Origin of the sequence: Dendrosporobacter sp. 1207_IL3150 (genome assembly GCF_036763085.1) — a bacterium.
GTDB lineage: Bacteria > Bacillota > Negativicutes > DSM-1736 > Dendrosporobacteraceae > JBAIYU01.
On record NZ_JBAIYU010000007.1, the window covers coordinates 296,650 to 313,575 of the forward strand.

The following is a 16,926-nucleotide window of genomic DNA, read 5'->3' on the forward strand; positions in this document are numbered from 1 at the left end:
TTGTGAGGAAAGCTGTGATTACATTTTGGGCAGCAATGATGCTTTTTGTTGCTGCAGCAATCTGACATTTAATCTACCCCCTATGGATTTATGCTTTATAATATGCGCCCGGAGTAGATAAGGTGTCTGGCCAAAATAAAATGGATTTGTTTAGGGTATTTTGAAAGGTTAATGTTAACTTATGTAGAATTTTATCAGTATTTGAAAATGCAGGGAATTTTTCCAAAACGGCATGGATATAGAACAAAACGAGGTGCAGTGATGAAAGTGAAAAAATTAGGATGGGTGATACTTTTAGCTACCTTCGTTAGCTTTCTTTACTTTTCATCATCGGTATTGGCTCATCATGCAGTTCGCCGAGAAGTGCTTGTTCTTCATTCTTATAGTCCTGACTACGACTGGACAAAAACAGAGCAACAGGGAATAGACAGCGTATTTGAACACTTCAAAGATCAATACAAAGTACGTATTGAATATATGGATACTAATCACAGCCCTAAGTTAATGCAGGGTGAATTGCTGAAAAATCTGTACAAGCAAAAGTTTGCTAATTCATATTTCTCGGCGGTAATTGTTACTGATAACGCGGCCCTTAATTTTTTGCGGCTTCACCGTGATGAACTTTTTCCGGATGTTCCAATTGTTTTTTGCGGCGTTAATGGATTTAATTTGAATATGGTAAAAGGGCTTAGCGGAGTTACTGGTGTCGCAGAAGATAATGATTTCCGCGGGTTATTTGATCTGATACTTAAACTGCATCAAAATACTAAACGACTTGTCGTGTATGGTATAGAGGATGATCCATCCCATATTGCTAACATTGCTTTAATAAAAAAACTAATACCTGAACTCAGCATCGAAATTGAAATTAAAGAAATACCTTATGTTGAAGCAGCTATCGCTGATGTTAAAAACTTGCCCAAAGATAGTATAGTTATGGCAGTAGGCAGTATGAAGACCTCCGGCGGTGAAGGCGTAAATCTTCAAAGAGTAAACGAACTTATTTCTGAGGCTTCGCCTGTACCTGTATATACTGCTTGGGATTTTGGCTTAAATCACGGGGCGGTGGGTGGCCTTGTTGTGAGCGGAAAAGATCAAGGACGACTTGCTGCTGAGATGGCTCTTCGGATTTTGCAAGGTGAGAAACCAGAAGATATTGCTATTATTCAAAGTGTTAAAAATGTATATATGTTTGATTATAAACAATTATCAAGATTTGGGCTAAATCGCAGTAAGCTGCCAGCGAATTCGATTATATTTAATTCGCCGGATCTTACTTATCGGGTATCACGTGAAGCTATGTGGGCAACAGCCTTCTTTTTAATAGCATTAGCGGCGGCAGTACTTGTTTTAACAGCTAATATCCAGCGAAGGAAAAAGGCTGAAGCAGCATTAACCGCCTCAGAGGAGAAATACTCAAAAGCATTTCGAAATTGTGCTGATGTTGTTGGTATTGCCCGTCTAAGTGATGGCTATTACATGGAAGTCAGTGATGCATTTTTTGAAACCTTTGGGTATAGTCGTGAAGAGGTTATTGATAGATCCTCGACTGCTGTTAATTCACAAAATGATCACTCTTTTGGGCTTTGGCTCAGTGCAACAGAAAGAAACAATCTTTTTAACAAACTGAGCAAAGATGGGTTCTTAAGAAATTTAGAAACACATTGGTGTACCAAGTCGGGTGAAGTTAGGATAGGACTTTATTCGGCAGAAGTTATTTCAATAAATGGAGAAGACTGTATTGTTTACGTATGGCATGACATAACAGACAGTAAGCGGGCCGAAGAAGCGCTAAGAACAGCTAATGATGATCTAGAAAACAAAGTGTACCAGCGAACATTAGAACTTTCCTCTCTTAACGAAGAACTAATTGCAATAAATGAAGAGCTGCAGGCGATTAATGATGAGCTGCACAGCGAGGTAGACAGTCGTCGGAAAGTAGAAGAGAAGCTTGCAGAAGCTAATGATGAACTTAAAAGAGCATTTGAAGAACTAAAAGCCATGCAGGCTTACTTAGTCCAATCCGAAAAAATGGCGGCGTTAGGAAGTTTAGTTGCTGGAGTAGCGCATGAGATTAATACACCGCTTGGTGTCGGTGTTACTGCAGCATCACATTTGATGCAACTTACAGAAAGATTTAAAGAGTTTTGCCAAAACGGAAATCCGCGCCGGCAGCATCTTGTAGAGTACTTAGAAGATATTGAAGAAGCTGCAGCAATTACCTATAAAAACTTAGAGCGGGCGGCTAAATTAGTACACAGTTTTAAGCAGGTTTCGGTAGACCAATCAAGCGAAGCAAGACGAGCGTTTAACGTAAGAGAATATTTAGATGAAATTCTTCTAAGTATGCAGCCGCAAATAAAAAGGACGAAGCTTAAAATAAATATAGACTGCGAAAGAGATGTCGAAATAGTTGGCTATCCAGGGGCTTTTGCGCAAGTTATTACGAACTTAGTTATGAATACCTTAACTCATGCGTTTGAACCGGGTGATGAAGGCAGTATTAGTATAAGAATAGAGCGGCAGGATAGACAGTTAGTATGTACCTACTCCGATAACGGAAAAGGTATGTACCAAAATGTCCTCGCAAAAATATTTGACCCTTTTTATACAACAAAACGCGGTAATGGCGGTACAGGCCTAGGTTTATATATTGTTTATAATATTGTTACTCAAAAGTTTAATGGGACAATTAAGTGCGAAAGCGAACCAGGCAGAGGAACAAGATTTGATATTTATTTGCCTTTAAGGAAGGGTGGGCCGGCAGATGGAAAGCAAAAATGAGTTTCTGTTTTTAGAAGACAGGGACAAGTGGTTAACCAGCACGGCAAAAGAGAAATGTGTCAGCGGTCCGGATAAATGGAAGATACTTATTGTAGATGATGAGGACGATGTTCATGATGTCACCCGTATGACACTTAGGAGATTGGTTTTTGATGGAGGCAGGATAGAGTTTTTTAGTGCATTTTCTGCAGCCGAAGCCAGGGAAATTCTCAAACTTAATCCAGATATCGCTGTCATGCTTTTAGATGTTGTTATGGAAGAAGAACATGCCGGCTTGGCACTTGTTCATTATGTTAGGCGGGAGTTAAAGAACTCTTTGGTACGTATTATTCTCAGGACAGGCCATCCTGGTCAAGCGCCCGAAGAGAGTGTCACTATCGAATACGATATTAATGATTATCGTGAAAAGACTGAGCTTACAACTCAGCGGTTATTAACAGCTGTGGTAACTGCGCTTCGATCTTATCGCGACTTACAAATAATTGATGAAAATCGGCGTGATCTTAAACAAGTAATTAAATCGTCGACCCAGATTTTTAGACTGCAGTCTATAAAAAAATTTGCGGGTGAAATTCTGCATCAGCTAACCACGCTAGCCTGTATTCAGCCCAAGGGCGGCAATAATAAATTATCTGGGTTTGTGGCTGAACGAAAAATCGAGGAGAACTTCTTTATTCATGCTGCGATAGGTCAGCATAACGGTCTTGAAGGTCGTTATCTGTCTAGTGAAATGCCGGCTGAAATTTTAGAGGTCATAGATCAAGTCTGTGTTAATAAATGCTGTGTTTTTCGGGATAACAGCGTGGCCTTATATTGTCCAAGCAATCTAGGTCCTGAAAACATTGTTTATTTAGAGGGGTTTGGCTGCCTTACGGACTGGACAAAAGACTTGGTTGAGATGTTTAGACTGAATGTTTTTGTTGCCTTTGACAACATCTACTTAAATCAAGAGGTTGAAGATACTCAAAGAGAATGTATATTTACATTAGGCGAAATTGCTGAATCAAGATCACATGAAATGGGTAACCATGTCAAGCGTGTAGGAGAAGTAGCTCGTATTTTAGCCCTTCGCTATGGTCTTTCTGAACAAGAAGCTGAACTAATTAAACTATCTGCATCTATGCATGATCTTGGTAAACTTGCTATTAACGATTCGATTGTGAATAAACCTGGGGCACTAACGTCTGAGGAGTTTGAAACAATTAAAACCCATTCACAAATGGGGTATGAGATGCTTAAATCTTCGAAAAGGAAGTTATTTCAAACTGCAGCTATTATTGCGCGAGAGCATCATGAAAACTATGATGGAACTGGATATCCTCACTCTCTTAAAGAAACTGAGATTAATATATACAGTAGAATTGTAGCTTTAGCTGATGTAATAGATGCATTAGGGACAAAAAGAGTTTATAAGAAATCTTGGTCGAAGGAAGAGATCACCCAATATATTTTAGAACAAAGAGGAAAAAAGTTTGATCCTTGTCTTACAGATTTGTTTTATGAACACTGTGAGGAGATATTTGCAGTTAGGGATCTTTTCCCTGATGAGGATAACTAATAATGGCGTAATAGCATTAGTGTGCTATTACGCCATTATTTATACGGTAAGAAGTATAAACTTTCTTACATGTTAAAGGTTAGCAACTGCTTTCGCCGGCGCTATGCTAGGTGCAAGCCGTGTTTTCTTTATATTTTAGTTTTTATTTCGTAGTGCTTCATAGCTTTTGGCCGATAATTCAGCCAAGAAATTACTTGCGTAGTCGGGCGATTGCTGGGTTTTAGAGAATGAGCTAATGAGAATAAGGTTTTTCCCATCATCTACAATACCCACATCATTTAATACCCCATCAGGTAACTGTCCCACCTTGTGCATAACTTTGTTATTACCCATATGTCTAGGTATTTCTTCTTTATATATTGTTTTTGCAAGTTCTTCCTTAAGAATTGCTGACATTTCCTTACCCAGATACTGTTCATTATAAATGGTCTCAAAGACTACAGCCATTTCTTGCGGAGTTGTTACACTGTGGTAACCGTATCGATGAAAAGCCTCTTTACTATGAATTCGAGTTTTGGTTAAATTTAAATCCTTTAAAACTTTTGTTAAAGCATCTGGATGACGTTGTTCAATTTCATCTAAGAGTTCATAAAAAGAGGGATTATCACTTATAATCATCATTTTTTTAATCATCTGATCATAATCTTTCTTTTTTTCCACTGAAACGTTTGGATAAATGTATTTGTATACGGCTAATGCAACAACCAGCTTATGAGTCGAAGCTGTGGCAAAAATCTCATCTGAGTTTATACTTATAGTTTGTCCTGTCTTTAAGTTTTTTGCATAAAGACCAAGCTTTCCGGGAAAGCGATTCGCATATTTTTGAACATTGTTGGAATCTAGTGGTACTGGTGCAGGCTGATTTTGCTGCTGCTGAGCAGTTTCAGGTAAATTAGGTTTTTTTACTGGAGTCTGGGCACAAGCGCTACTAAGAAAAACAATTATCAGTAAAGCAAATAGTGCTTTTTTCAGATAGTATCACTCCCAGCTATAATATGTTAATTATAGCTTTGCCAAGTGAATAATAAAGCAAACACGGTAAAAATTAACATACTGAATGCTATTCCTTCATATGGTGTATTGTCTGTGATTTTGGACAAAAGAAGGGATAGCAGGTGAAAAAATGTAATCAGGTCTTTTTTGTATTTTTTATTATTATGATGTTGCTGCAGCCGCTTACAGTAAGAGCCGATTGTAACTCAGCAATTATTATTAACCTTCCCAGCAGAACATTGGAATACTACTCCAATGATATTCTAATTAGAGAATACCGTATTGCAATCGGCAAGGTTTCAACACCAACTCCAATGGGGGATTTTGCAATTATTGATAAAGTAGTCAATCCTACGTGGTATCCGCCAGGTAAAAAATACTCTGTACCATCAGGGCCTGAAAATCCGTTAGGATATCGTTGGATGGGATTTCTGCCTACCTATGGGATACATGGTACAAATGCACCTTGGTCGATTGGCGGAGTAGTGTCGAATGGCTGTATACGCCTAAGGGAAGATGCTGTTGAGGATTTATACGAATTAGTAAATGAAGGAACCCCCGTGTACATTACTTACAATCGATTTAAACTAAGGATTGGCAATGATGGGGTAGCGTCACTAGGTATTTACCCTGATGTCTATGGGTACAAATCGGTCACAGCCGGCCAAATTAAGAAAAAGTTGGCTGATGCTGGTCTAGATGGATTAATTGATGACGTTCAGCTAAATCGATTAATCAGTGATGTTCCAGATGAGCAAGTTCCGTTCGCGCAGTTACATAAACTTAGAGTAAATGGGAACAGCATAAATAGATATCTTGTTTCAATTGATGGAATTAAGTATGCCCCCGCTCTAGAAATTGCCAGGAGTCTGCAAGTTAATCTAAAATGGGATGTTAATAATGGCACTGTACGCGGCAAAAGGCAGGCAGTAAGTGGTATCACTAAAGGTCAGACCGTTTATGTACCTGCAGATAGTCTACCACTACTTTTTGCCGGAAGGCAGGAGTGGCGAGATGCTGACAATTGTCTATACCTTCAAGTCCCGAATATCAGATTGGCGGGAACCAGTATAAGCTATGATATTCACGAGTATGGCGGAAAAATTTTGGTACCAGTGCTAACAATGGCTAAAGTATTAGGTCAAAAATTATACTGGGAATCAGAAAGTGGTATTGTCCGAAATGCTGTTAGAAAGCTGCCAGTTGAAATTCTTAACGGAGAGCCTTACATAGATTCGAATAGAATAAGTGAATTTTTTAGTGCTAAAGCTGTATGGAATGAGGATGAGCAAGCCGTCAACATCAAAGAGCTTGAATTTGCGATAGATTACTCAATGTACTTGGATCACATGGGTGAATTTTTTTAACAGCTTCTCGCTGATATTTTTTAAGTTATTATGGTATAATATGGGGGAAATAATAGGAAACGAGGGAGTTATTTATGAAAAAAGCAGTCATCGAAATGGATAAAGGTACAGTTACGGTTGAATTATTTGAAAAAGAAGCCCCAAAAACAGTTGCAAACTTTGAAAAGCTTATCAAAGAGGGTTATTATAATGGGTTAAATTTCCACCGTGTAATTCCTGGCTTTGTAGCTCAGGGTGGTTGTCCGCAAGGTTCAGGCGCTGGCGGACCTGGTTATACCATTCCTTGCGAGACTAAAGGAAATCCAAAGATCCATGAGCGTGGTGCACTATCTATGGCCCACCGTGGACCTAACACTGGTGGAAGTCAATTTTTCATTGTATATGAACCACAACCGCACTTAGATGGCGTACATACTGTATTTGGTAAAGTAATTGACGGTATGGATATTGTAGATCAAATTAAGCCAGGCGATAAGATGAATAAGGTGACAATTGTAGAGGAATAAGAGTATAATTGGGGATGGGGTACACCGAATGGTGAAATCCATCCCCTTTCGTTTATCTAAGGAGTCTTGGAATATGGAAAATTTAAGTATTGAAATGCTGGTATTTTTAATGGCAGCTGGATTTGTTGCTTCCTTTATTGATTCAGTGGTTGGCGGTGGCGGTATTATAGCAGTTCCAGCCTTAATGCTGACCGGGTTACCGCCAGTAGTAGTTCTAGGAACAAATAAAATGGCAGCAGTAATGGGCAGTTTTACAAGCGTAGTTTCTTTTATACGCTCTGGAAAAGTAGATCTTGGTCTTATAAAATATTTATTTCCGCTTTCAGTAATCGGCTCTGCCTTGGGTGTTTATACAGTCCAGTTTATCCCTCCAGAGTTTCTAAAGCCTTTGGTAGTGGTACTCTTGATACTTGTTACAATATATAGTTTGCTACGGAAAAACTGGGGCGAAACCTCTACCTATGCAGGGCTTAGCGGCAAAACAGCCTGGATGAGCGGTTTAGTTGCTTTTGCTCTCGGCTTCTATGATGGTTTTTTTGGACCCGGTACAGGATCATTTTTGTTATTTGCGTTTCTTCTAATCGGTTTTGATTTTGTAACGGCCTCAGGCAATTCCAGAGCGCTTAATTTTGGCAGTAACATAGCTGCTGTAATAGTCTTCGCTTTTATAGGATCAATTAATTACTACTATGCTATTCCAATGGGAATTGCCATGGTTATCGGGGCGATAGCTGGCACTAAAATGGCTATTACAAAAGGGGCTGCATACGTTAGACCATTATTTTTATCTGTTTCCGCACTTTTGATTGGTAAGCAGCTTTGGGACATTATGCACTAGCATTCAATTAGACAGATTGTTAAATAAAATTTAAAATTAACTACGGACTATTATTTTCATCAATCTTGCATAGATTGTGTGGAGGATAATAGTCTTTTCTTTTTAGTGCGAGTCAATTTTGATTAGCGGAAATAAGCAGCGGTGATGTGAATATAAATAGCAGTTAATACAACCTCAAATTCCATTATTATACATTAAATCGCCAGTATTTCGAGTTTTTGGGCTAAATTTCCACGGTGATTAATACATTTATATTGAGCAACAATTTTTAGCGTCTCCTTATTATAATAGTGACGGCGCATAGCCATTTAAGGAACCCACAAATCTAAAGGAGAGTGATTAAATGCCTGGCTTTGATTTTGCAGCTCTTATTAAAAAAGATCGCGAAGAAAGAAAGAAGGAGCGCTTCTCCGGTACATTTTTAGATTATCTGGAGATTCTTAAAGATAGCCCCAAGCAAGAGGCTATGCTTGCTCATGCTAGGATGTTTCAATTGCTTACTAAATCAGGTGTTGAAGCTATAAAAACAGAAGAACATCCGCGGCTTAAAAAGATATACGGAAATGCAACTATTAAAAGATACAACTTTTTCAAAAAAGAATTTTTCGGGATTGATAGCAGTATTATGAAAATTATGCGCTATTTCCATTCAGCAGCAATGCAAGGAGAGGAAGCGCGGCAGGTGCTCTATTTAGTAGGACCAGTAGGAGCGGGGAAATCTTCCCTCATGGAAGCGTTAAAAAAAGCGTTAGAGACCAGTCCGCCGATTTATGTTATTGAAGGATGTCCGATGCGCGAAACCCCCCTGCATCTAATTCCTAAACATATGCGCCCGAAATTTGAAGAAATGCTGGGAATTAAAATTGAGGGTGACTTATGTCCGGTGTGCCGCTATCGCCTTGTCAATGATTATAATGGGCATTATGAAAAGATGCCGATAACAACTTCTGAGTTTTCGATTCGCTCTCGTAAAGGCGTTGGTGTTGTACCTCCTGTTGATCCAAACAATCAAGATACATCTGTTCTTACCGGATCGGTTGATATTTCTAAGTTAGACCTTTATCCCGAGGATGACCCCAGGGTATTAGCGCTAAATGGGGCGTTCAATGTTGGCAACCGGGGGATTGTCGAATTTATTGAAGTATTTAAAAACGAGGTTGAATATCTGCATACTATGATTACAGCTACGCAAGAAAAATCCATTCCATCACCAGGCAAGGGCTCAATGATTTATTTTGATGGAATAATTCTAGCGCATTCCAATGAAGCTGAATGGAATAAGTTTAAGTCAGATCATACAAATGAAGCTATTCTGGACCGCATTGTTAAAGTCGAGGTTCCATACTGCATGGAACTGGATGAAGAAGTCAAGATTTACCGTAAGATGCTGAGTAATAGTAATTTTGACGCGCACATAGCACCTCATACTATCGAAGTAGCGTCAATGTTTGCGATACTAACTAGACTTTCTCCATCTAATAAAGTGGATGCACTGACTAAACTCAAAATATATAATGGTGAAGAAATAGTTGAAAAAGGTTCTACTAAGAAGGTTGATATTTTTGAGCTTCGTGAAGAAGCTACCCGAGAAGGTATGAGCGGTATTTCCACAAGGTTTATTATGAAAGTTCTTGATACTGCATTGTCGGAATCTGAAAACAACTGCATTAATCCAATAGCTGTTGTTGATACCTTAATAAAAGCTACAAAAGAGTTAGCCATTGGTGAGGATGAGAAGAAACGTTACCTTGCTTTTTTACAAGACACTCTCAAAAAGGAATATAATAAGATTATCGAAAAAGAGGTAACGCGAGCGTTTATTCACGGTTACAAGGAACAGGCTGAAAGTTTATTTAATAACTATTTAGATCATGCCGAGGCTTTCGTTAATTCAACCAAACTCAAAGACAAGAATACCGGCGAAGAGTTAGAACCCGATATTAAGTTCCTTCAGTCGATTGAAGAACAAATTGGCATAACTGGAACCTCAGCATTGGGCTTTAGGCAAGATGTAACTTCGTATATGTTCACAGTGCTGCGTAACAACGGAAAAATTGCCTATGAAAGCTATGAACCGCTTAAAGAAGCAATTGAGAAAAAACTGATGGCGTCAGTTAAAGAATTATCACGGATTGTTACTAAAGCAAGAGTGCGCGATAAGGAACAAGACAGTAAGTATAATGCCATGGTTGAAGAAATGAAGCGAAATGGCTACTGTGACCATTGCTGTAATGTAATCCTGAAATATGCGGCTAATAACCTTTGGAAAGACTAGTCGATATGGAGGGGAGCAGTCATGGCAATATTTAAAGACGGCAGCACTGACCATTCTGACCGCTCTCAATATGATAGGAAACGCCATAGGCAAATCATGGAGAACGCAATCAAACGCAACCTAGGTGATATAATAGCCGAAGAAAGTATTATCGGTCAGAGTAAAAATAAAAAAATTAAAATACCCGTTAAAGGTATTAAAGAATATCAATTTGTTTACGGAAAGAACAGCGGCGGTACGGCTTCTGGTACTGGAAATGAAAAAAAAGGCCAGGTCGTAGGCAAGATTAATGATCAGACTCAAGCTGGTCAAGGTCAGCCAGGAAATGAACCAGGCGAAGAAATCTACGAAACTGAAGTAACCATGGATGAGATTGTAAGCTACCTGTTTGATCAGCTCAAACTGCCTGATATGGATCGTAAAAAGTATGGGCTGGTCGAAACCCAGACCGAATATAAAAGATTAGGTTATCAACGGAAGGGTATCCCACCGCGTTTAGCAAAAAAACGAACAGTTGTAGAAAAACTTAAACGTGAACAAGGAATAAAACGGAGTCAGGAAGAGGCAGGTTTACCTGTACCTGAGCGAATACCTTTTAGGGAAGATGATTTACGCTACCATAGGGTACGTGAGGATATTCAGCATCGAGCGAATGCTGTTATCATCTGTATTATGGATACTTCAGGATCAATGGATCAAACCAAGAAGTATCTAGCACGCAGTTTCTACTTTCTCCTCTACCAGTTTGTCCGTTGGAAATATCAGCATGTAGAGGTTGTTTTTATCGCTCATACCACAGAGGCCAAGGAGGTAACAGAGTGGGAGTTTTTCCACCGCGGCGAAGCTGGCGGTACAGTAATCAGCAGCGGCTACGCTAAAGCTTTAGAGATTATTGAACAGCGCTATACGCCAGAGGTTTGGAATATTTACGCTTTTCACTGCTCTGATGGCGATAACTGGGGCGATGATAATGCCAAAGCCATTGCATTAGCGCGAAGACTGTGTGAGGTTTGTGTATTATTCGGTTATGGTGAAATTGCATTCAGCCACGGTTGGAATGTTACGATCAGACGTGACTTTGAGAAAGAATTGAAGTTAGATAACTTTGTCATAGCTCTAATGAATAAGCAAGAAGATATTTGGCCTGCCTTCAAGAAAATACTGGATAAACAAAGCGATGCCGGGAGTGATGGCAGTTGACAAACTATACCGCTAAGGATCTAGAGGTTTGGAATGAAAGAATTGAAGAATTGGTTAGGGCTACAGACTTAGATTGCTATGAGCAGCATTTCGAGATATGCACTTATGAAGATATGCTATGCTATGAGGCTTATGTAGGGATGCCCTCCCATTACCCTCACTGGAGCTTTGGCAAAGCTTATGAACGACAAAAGACTTTTTACACGTATAACTTAGTCGGGCTTCCGTATGAAATGGTAATAAATTCAGATCCATGTCTAGCTTATCTTATGAAAGATAATACCTTAACGCTTCAAATTCTAACAATGGCCCATGTTTATGGCCATAATGATTTCTTCAAGAATAATCGGCTGTTTAAACGAGATACAAGAGCTGAGCTTACGGTAGAAATGTTTAAAGCTCATGCAGACAGGGTTAGAAACTACATTCATGACCCCTTTATTGGGCCAGAAAAAGTAGAAAGAATTATTGATGCCGCACATGCATTAAGATATCAGACCAGGCGTAATGGTATTATTAATCCAGTAGATCGTCAAGCGGTTCTAAAGGATGCGCAGGAATCGGTGCCAGATCGCCTAAAAGATGATTTACTTGGCTTTCTTGCCGAGCGGGGTAAGCTATGTGAGTGGGAACGAGATTTAATTAATATAGTAAGGGAAGAAACAGCTTATTTTATTCCGCAAATTGAAACTAAGATTATGAATGAGGGGTGGGCCAGCTACTGGCACTATAAGCTTTTGAATGAGCTGGAATTACCTGCCCAGTTACATCTGGAATTTCTCCAACGTCACAACTTAGTAGTTAGGCCTTTTGAGGGGCGAATAAATCCGTATTTCGTCGGTTTTAAAATGTTTGAGTATTTAGCGAAACAACCAGATGGACACAACAAGATTATGGAGATAAGAGCCGAAGAACGTGACCAATCCTTCTTACGACGATACCTGAACAAAGAATTGTGCGAAGAGATGCATTTGTTCTCTTTTCAGGCTAGAGGGACAGATATAGTTGTTAAGGAAATATCGGATGAAAATGGCTGGAGGACGGTACGTGACGAGCTTGCTAATAGTGTTGGATTAGGTAATATTCCGGTCATCACACCAGTTTCGGCTGACAAAGGAACACTTGTATTGCAGCATGCCTTTGACGGGCGGGAGTTAGAGCTCAATTATGCAAAGGAAACAGTGAAATATGTTGTTGATTTGTGGGGCGGAAAGGTCGACTTGTGTACTACATTAAACGGTAAGAATAAAATAATTAGCTGCAGTGAAAACAAAATTGTATTGCTGCTTGACGGTTAAAAGGATACGGTCTGAAGCTATAGCTTCAGACCGTATCCTTTTAAAATAAAGTTATTAACCAAGGCGCAGCAGGCCAATTAAAATTAGTAAGGTACCGGGGAGGTAGGGGAAGCGTCTTTTCAGCCGTTCAGACATGATGCGGGATGAAGCGTATATGCCTGCAGATACAACAAGTATCTGTATTAACCCCATAAGTAAAGGTGTGTATATTGGTAAAAATCCCATTAATGAAGCGGCGAAAGTTGCAACCATATTATCGATACCGAGTGCAAGACCAAGAAATATTGCTTCAATAGAGCTAATACGATTTGAATGGTCTACGTCAGCTGTCTCAGGTTTTGCCATAATATTTATTACTAAGCGACCAACCGAGATAGTAAGCTTACGAGCGGTTATTTCGCCGTCAGCTTCAAAGGACTTTACATTCTTCGTAAGATATTCCTGGAAAAGGCTGATAGTACCGATCGCTATAAGTAATAATGAGCCGCAGAATAAAGCTAAGTTAGGGTTGATATATTGAATGAGAAAGTCAGCACAAAACATTGCAGTAGCCGTGCAAAATATAGTTACAATGCCTACTATTAATAAGGATGTCAGTGGTATTTTGATATTTTTTAATCCATAAGCTATCCCGGCAATAAAGCCATCAAGACTAACGGCAAACCCGAGAAATATAGCATAAAAAATGTTCATTTCTTAGCGCCTCCTTGTTAGCTTATGTAGCAGTAATCCGGGAAGGATTTAGCAAAGTTTTAACCTAATCTTATCAGCCCCAATATTATCAGTAACGCTCCGGGAAGATAAGGGAATCGCTTTTTTAGTCTTTCAGGAATAAATCTAGCTGAAGAATAGCATCCGGCCCCAACGCAAATAGCGTGTATTAACCCGATAATTAGTGGCGTATAAATTGGCAGCATACCCATCAAAGCTGCCGCGAAGGTTCCCACCGCACCGTCCGCACCTACAGCTAAGCCTAGAAAAACTGCCTCCAAGGGGCTGATGTAGCCTAGTTTATCAACGTCGGCAGTCTCGGGTTTAGACATAATACTTATAACTAAACGGCCGATAGAAAACGTGAGTTTTTTCGCTGTCACCTCGCCATCAATTTCGAAAGGTTCAACGTCCTTAGTAAGGTACTGCTGAAATAAACTCCAGCCTCCTAAAAGTACTAGAAGGAATGCGCCTAACAGCAACGCTACATGCGTGTTGATATACTGCTCTAGGGCGTAGGCGGCTAGCATTGCTAGTGAACTGCAAATACCTGTAACAAGGAATACTATGCCTAGTGATTTTACCGGCATGCGGATATTCTTTAGACCATAAGCAGCACCAGCTACAAAACCATCTATGCTTACTGCGATTCCTAGAAGTATTACATAAAATAACCCCATTTCCATATTGCGTCAGCCTCCTGCAGCAAAAATACTGAAATGCTTTCACGTTAATATATGGTGAGGGCTTTTTTTTTGTTACAATTTACTTTTAACTTAAAAAGTAGTATAAAAGAGAGGAATTTTTTGCATGGATAGGGAAAATATATGTTATAATTAGAAGTTGATATTTCTATGTAAAAATGCTAGTTGTTCAAGCTTTTTAAGTTGTAGTTTGAGGTGAGAATGTGGATTTTAGTTTAGGAAAAGTTTTACCTATTCGTATTGAAGAGGAAATGAAAAATTCCTATATTGACTATGCTATGAGCGTTATTGTTATGCGGGCATTGCCAGATGTTCGTGACGGTTTGAAGCCGGTTCATCGGCGAATATTATATGCTATGCATGAAGCTGGTATGGCACCTAATAAACCGTATAAGAAATCAGCCCGTATCGTCGGTGAAGTTTTGGGTAAATATCATCCGCATGGTGATAGCTCGGTTTATGATGCCGCTGTACGCTTAGCGCAGCCTTTTTCGACCCGTTATTTATTAGTGGATGGACATGGTAACTTCGGTTCAGTTGATGGTGATTCGGCTGCAGCTATGCGTTATACAGAAGTGCGGATGTCACGCGTGGCTGAATCAATGCTGGAAGATATTGAAAAGGATACTGTTGACTTTACGCCGAACTATGATGAATCTTTAAAAGAACCTAAAGTATTGCCGGCTAAGATACCAAATCTTTTGGTAAACGGCTCTGCTGGTATTGCTGTTGGAATGGCCACTAACATACCTCCGCATAATCTTGGAGAAGTAGTCGATGGACTCTTGATGATGATTGAGAAGCCAGAGGTTACAATCCAAGAACTAATGATGGCGATAAAAGGTCCTGATTTTCCAACTGCCGGTCTGATATTAGGACGAGAAGGAATTAGGCAAGCATATACTACAGGACGTGGTGTGGTAAAAATGCGGGCCCAAGCGCGCGTCGAGAAGATGTTAAATGGCAAGCATCGAATATTAGTAAGCGAGATTCCTTATCAGGTAAACAAAGCAAAACTAATTGAGAAAATTGCTGAACTGGTAAGAGATAAAGTTATTGATGGTATTACCGATCTTCGCGATGAAAGTGACCGTACAGGAATGCGGATTGTCATCGAGCTTCGGCGCGATGTAAACCCAGATGTTGTATTAAACCAGTTGTATAAACATACCCAAATGCAAGATACCTTCGGTATAATAATGCTGGCATTGGTTGATGGAAGACCTCGTGTACTTAATCTTCATGAAGTGCTCTATTACTACCTAGAACATCAAAAAGATGTTATTGTCAGAAGAACTAAATACGAATTAGAAAAAGCCAAAGCAAGAGCACATATTTTAGAAGGCTTAAAAATTGCGTTAGATCAAATTGACGCTGTAATTTCTACCATTCGCGAGTCCAAGACTGTAGAAATTGCTCGTAATGCCCTAATCGATGGTTTCGATTTATCCGAGAAACAAGCACAAGCTATTCTCGACTTGCGTCTACAGCGCTTAACAGGGTTAGAACGCGATAAGATTGAGCAAGAATATAAGGATATCCTAGAAACTATTGAATGGTTGGAGTCGGTCTTGGCAGATGAGAGCAAAGTACTAGGGCTTATTAAAGACGAACTTTTAGACGTTAAAAAACGTTTTGCTGATGAGCGTCGAACTGTTATTACTAGCGATGTATCCAAACTTGAGGTTGAAGATCTAATTGCTGAGGAAGATATAGTTATTACTGTAACCCACGGCAATTATATTAAGCGCCTGCCAGTAGATACATACCGCAGCCAAAAGCGCGGCGGACGTGGTGTAACAGGCATGGGAACTAAAGAAGAAGACTTTGTTGAACATCTTTTTGTTACAACAACTCATCATAATATCCTATTCTTTACTAACCGCGGCCGTGTTTATCGCCTCAAAGGCTATGAAATACCAGAGGCTAGCCGGACGGCAAAAGGCACATCAATAATTAACATTCTTCCATTAGAGGCCAAAGAAAAAGTGACGGCGGTTATTCCTATTAAGGAGTTTACTAATCGTAAGTTTCTCTTCATGGCAACCAAAAAAGGTATAGTCAAGAAGACAGAGCTAATGGATTTTGATACAGCCCGAAAAACTGGTCTTATTGCTATATCGCTTGATGAAGATGATGATTTAATCGGCGTTAAGCTAACGAGTGGTGATCATTATGTGATTCTAGGTACTCGGGATGGTCTGGCAATATCCTTCCAGGAAACTGATGTACGCTCTATGGGGCGTACAGCGCATGGGGTAAGAGGAATACGCCTACAGAAAGATGATGTAGTTGTAGGTATGGATACCTTGCGCAAAGAGGGCGAAGTGCTGACGGTAACAGCTGAAGGGTATGGAAAACGTACTCCTGTTACAGAGTATCGCAATCAGTCTCGTGGCGGTAAAGGTGTAATAAACACCAAAGTAACCGATAAAACCGGTCACGTAGTCGGATTGAAAGTCGTACGCCCAGGACTAGAGCTAATGTTAATTACAACTGAAGGCATCGTTATCAGAATTGATGTTGATGAAATCTCAGTAATCAGCCGCAATACTCAAGGCGTAAAGCTTATGAAAACAGGCGAGAATGACAAAGTTGTAGCACTAGCTTCGGTAGAAAAAAAAGCTGACAGTGATTAATATAAAGGCTGCGAGCAGGTTGCTCGCAGCCTTTTTTATTGTCGTTTAACTTG

The 16,926-nt window shown here is 39.7% G+C and carries 12 protein-coding genes; 9 read left to right on the forward strand and 3 right to left on the reverse strand.

Annotated elements, in window-relative coordinates:
- Nucleotides 1-261 precede the first annotated feature (261 nt).
- Together V6C17_RS02750 and V6C17_RS02755 are read left to right on the forward strand one after the other, a co-directional pair.
- Nucleotides 262-2,784, forward strand: a complete 2,523-nt coding sequence (locus V6C17_RS02750; RefSeq protein ID WP_333521015.1) for a sensor histidine kinase — start codon at nucleotides 262-264, stop codon at nucleotides 2,782-2,784.
- A complete protein-coding gene (locus V6C17_RS02755; protein WP_333521016.1) occupies nucleotides 2,768-4,342 on the forward strand; it encodes a DUF3369 domain-containing protein in 1,575 nt (524 codons plus the stop codon). Before V6C17_RS02750 ends, V6C17_RS02755 begins: the two co-directional genes overlap by 17 nt.
- Before the next feature lie 135 nt (nucleotides 4,343-4,477).
- Here the strand turns inward: V6C17_RS02755 and V6C17_RS02760 are convergent, their stop codons facing one another.
- Nucleotides 4,478-5,314 carry a serine hydrolase gene (locus V6C17_RS02760; RefSeq protein ID WP_333521038.1) on the reverse strand — a complete coding sequence of 279 codons (837 nt, stop codon included), beginning with the start codon at nucleotides 5,312-5,314 and terminating at the stop codon, nucleotides 4,478-4,480.
- 143 nt (nucleotides 5,315-5,457) lie between these two features.
- Between V6C17_RS02760 and V6C17_RS02765 the strand changes: the two genes are divergently transcribed.
- The 6 genes from V6C17_RS02765 to V6C17_RS02790 all read left to right on the forward strand — a co-directional run bounded on the left by V6C17_RS02765 (nucleotide 5,458) and on the right by V6C17_RS02790 (nucleotide 12,819).
- Nucleotides 5,458-6,702 carry a L,D-transpeptidase gene (locus tag V6C17_RS02765; RefSeq protein WP_333521017.1) on the forward strand — a complete coding sequence of 415 codons (1,245 nt, stop codon included), beginning with the start codon at nucleotides 5,458-5,460 and terminating at the stop codon, nucleotides 6,700-6,702.
- Between the two features lie 74 nt (nucleotides 6,703-6,776).
- Nucleotides 6,777-7,208, forward strand: a complete 432-nt coding sequence (locus tag V6C17_RS02770) for a peptidylprolyl isomerase (protein WP_333521018.1) — start codon at nucleotides 6,777-6,779, stop codon at nucleotides 7,206-7,208.
- A gap of 73 nt (nucleotides 7,209-7,281) precedes the next feature.
- Complete coding sequence (locus V6C17_RS02775) at nucleotides 7,282-8,046, forward strand: TSUP family transporter (RefSeq protein WP_333521019.1); 765 nt, start codon at nucleotides 7,282-7,284, stop codon at nucleotides 8,044-8,046.
- A 343-nt stretch (nucleotides 8,047-8,389) separates the two neighbouring features.
- A complete protein-coding gene (locus tag V6C17_RS02780) occupies nucleotides 8,390-10,321 on the forward strand; it encodes a PrkA family serine protein kinase (RefSeq protein ID WP_333521020.1) in 1,932 nt (643 codons plus the stop codon).
- A 21-nt stretch (nucleotides 10,322-10,342) separates the two neighbouring features.
- A complete protein-coding gene (yhbH, locus tag V6C17_RS02785; protein WP_333521021.1) occupies nucleotides 10,343-11,521 on the forward strand; it encodes a sporulation protein YhbH in 1,179 nt (392 codons plus the stop codon).
- Complete coding sequence (locus V6C17_RS02790; RefSeq protein ID WP_333521022.1) at nucleotides 11,518-12,819, forward strand: SpoVR family protein; 1,302 nt, start codon at nucleotides 11,518-11,520, stop codon at nucleotides 12,817-12,819. Before yhbH ends, V6C17_RS02790 begins: the two co-directional genes overlap by 4 nt.
- A 54-nt stretch (nucleotides 12,820-12,873) precedes the next feature.
- On the opposite strand, the gene ytaF is transcribed toward V6C17_RS02790, so the two are convergent.
- Together ytaF and V6C17_RS02800 are read right to left on the reverse strand one after the other, a co-directional pair.
- Nucleotides 12,874-13,512, reverse strand: a complete 639-nt coding sequence (gene ytaF / locus V6C17_RS02795; protein WP_333521023.1) for a sporulation membrane protein YtaF — start codon at nucleotides 13,510-13,512, stop codon at nucleotides 12,874-12,876.
- A gap of 59 nt (nucleotides 13,513-13,571) precedes the next feature.
- On the reverse strand, nucleotides 13,572-14,216 hold the full coding sequence (locus V6C17_RS02800; RefSeq protein ID WP_333521024.1) for a hypothetical protein: 645 nt from the start codon (nucleotides 14,214-14,216) through the stop codon (nucleotides 13,572-13,574).
- Nucleotides 14,217-14,437: 221 nt separating this feature from the next.
- On the opposite strand from V6C17_RS02800, the gene gyrA reads away from it, so the two are divergent.
- Nucleotides 14,438-16,873, forward strand: a complete 2,436-nt coding sequence (gyrA, locus tag V6C17_RS02805) for a DNA gyrase subunit A (RefSeq protein WP_333521025.1) — start codon at nucleotides 14,438-14,440, stop codon at nucleotides 16,871-16,873.
- Nucleotides 16,874-16,926: the final 53 nt, after the last annotated feature.

What these genes read in the sequence shown, in the direction of transcription:
- V6C17_RS02750 (WP_333521015.1), top strand. Translation starts at nt 262, where the DNA reads ATGAAAGTGAAAAAATTAGGATGGGTGATACTTTTAGCTACCTTCGTT.
- V6C17_RS02770 (WP_333521018.1), top strand. Translation starts at nt 6,777, where the DNA reads ATGAAAAAAGCAGTCATCGAAATGGATAAAGGTACAGTTACGGTTGAA.
- ytaF (WP_333521023.1), bottom strand. Translation starts at nt 13,512, where the DNA reads ATGAACATTTTTTATGCTATATTTCTCGGGTTTGCCGTTAGTCTTGAT.
- yhbH (WP_333521021.1), top strand. Translation starts at nt 10,343, where the DNA reads ATGGCAATATTTAAAGACGGCAGCACTGACCATTCTGACCGCTCTCAA.
- V6C17_RS02800 (WP_333521024.1), bottom strand. Translation starts at nt 14,216, where the DNA reads ATGGAAATGGGGTTATTTTATGTAATACTTCTAGGAATCGCAGTAAGC.
- V6C17_RS02780 (WP_333521020.1), top strand. Translation starts at nt 8,390, where the DNA reads ATGCCTGGCTTTGATTTTGCAGCTCTTATTAAAAAAGATCGCGAAGAA.
- V6C17_RS02755 (WP_333521016.1), top strand. Translation starts at nt 2,768, where the DNA reads ATGGAAAGCAAAAATGAGTTTCTGTTTTTAGAAGACAGGGACAAGTGG.
- V6C17_RS02775 (WP_333521019.1), top strand. Translation starts at nt 7,282, where the DNA reads ATGGAAAATTTAAGTATTGAAATGCTGGTATTTTTAATGGCAGCTGGA.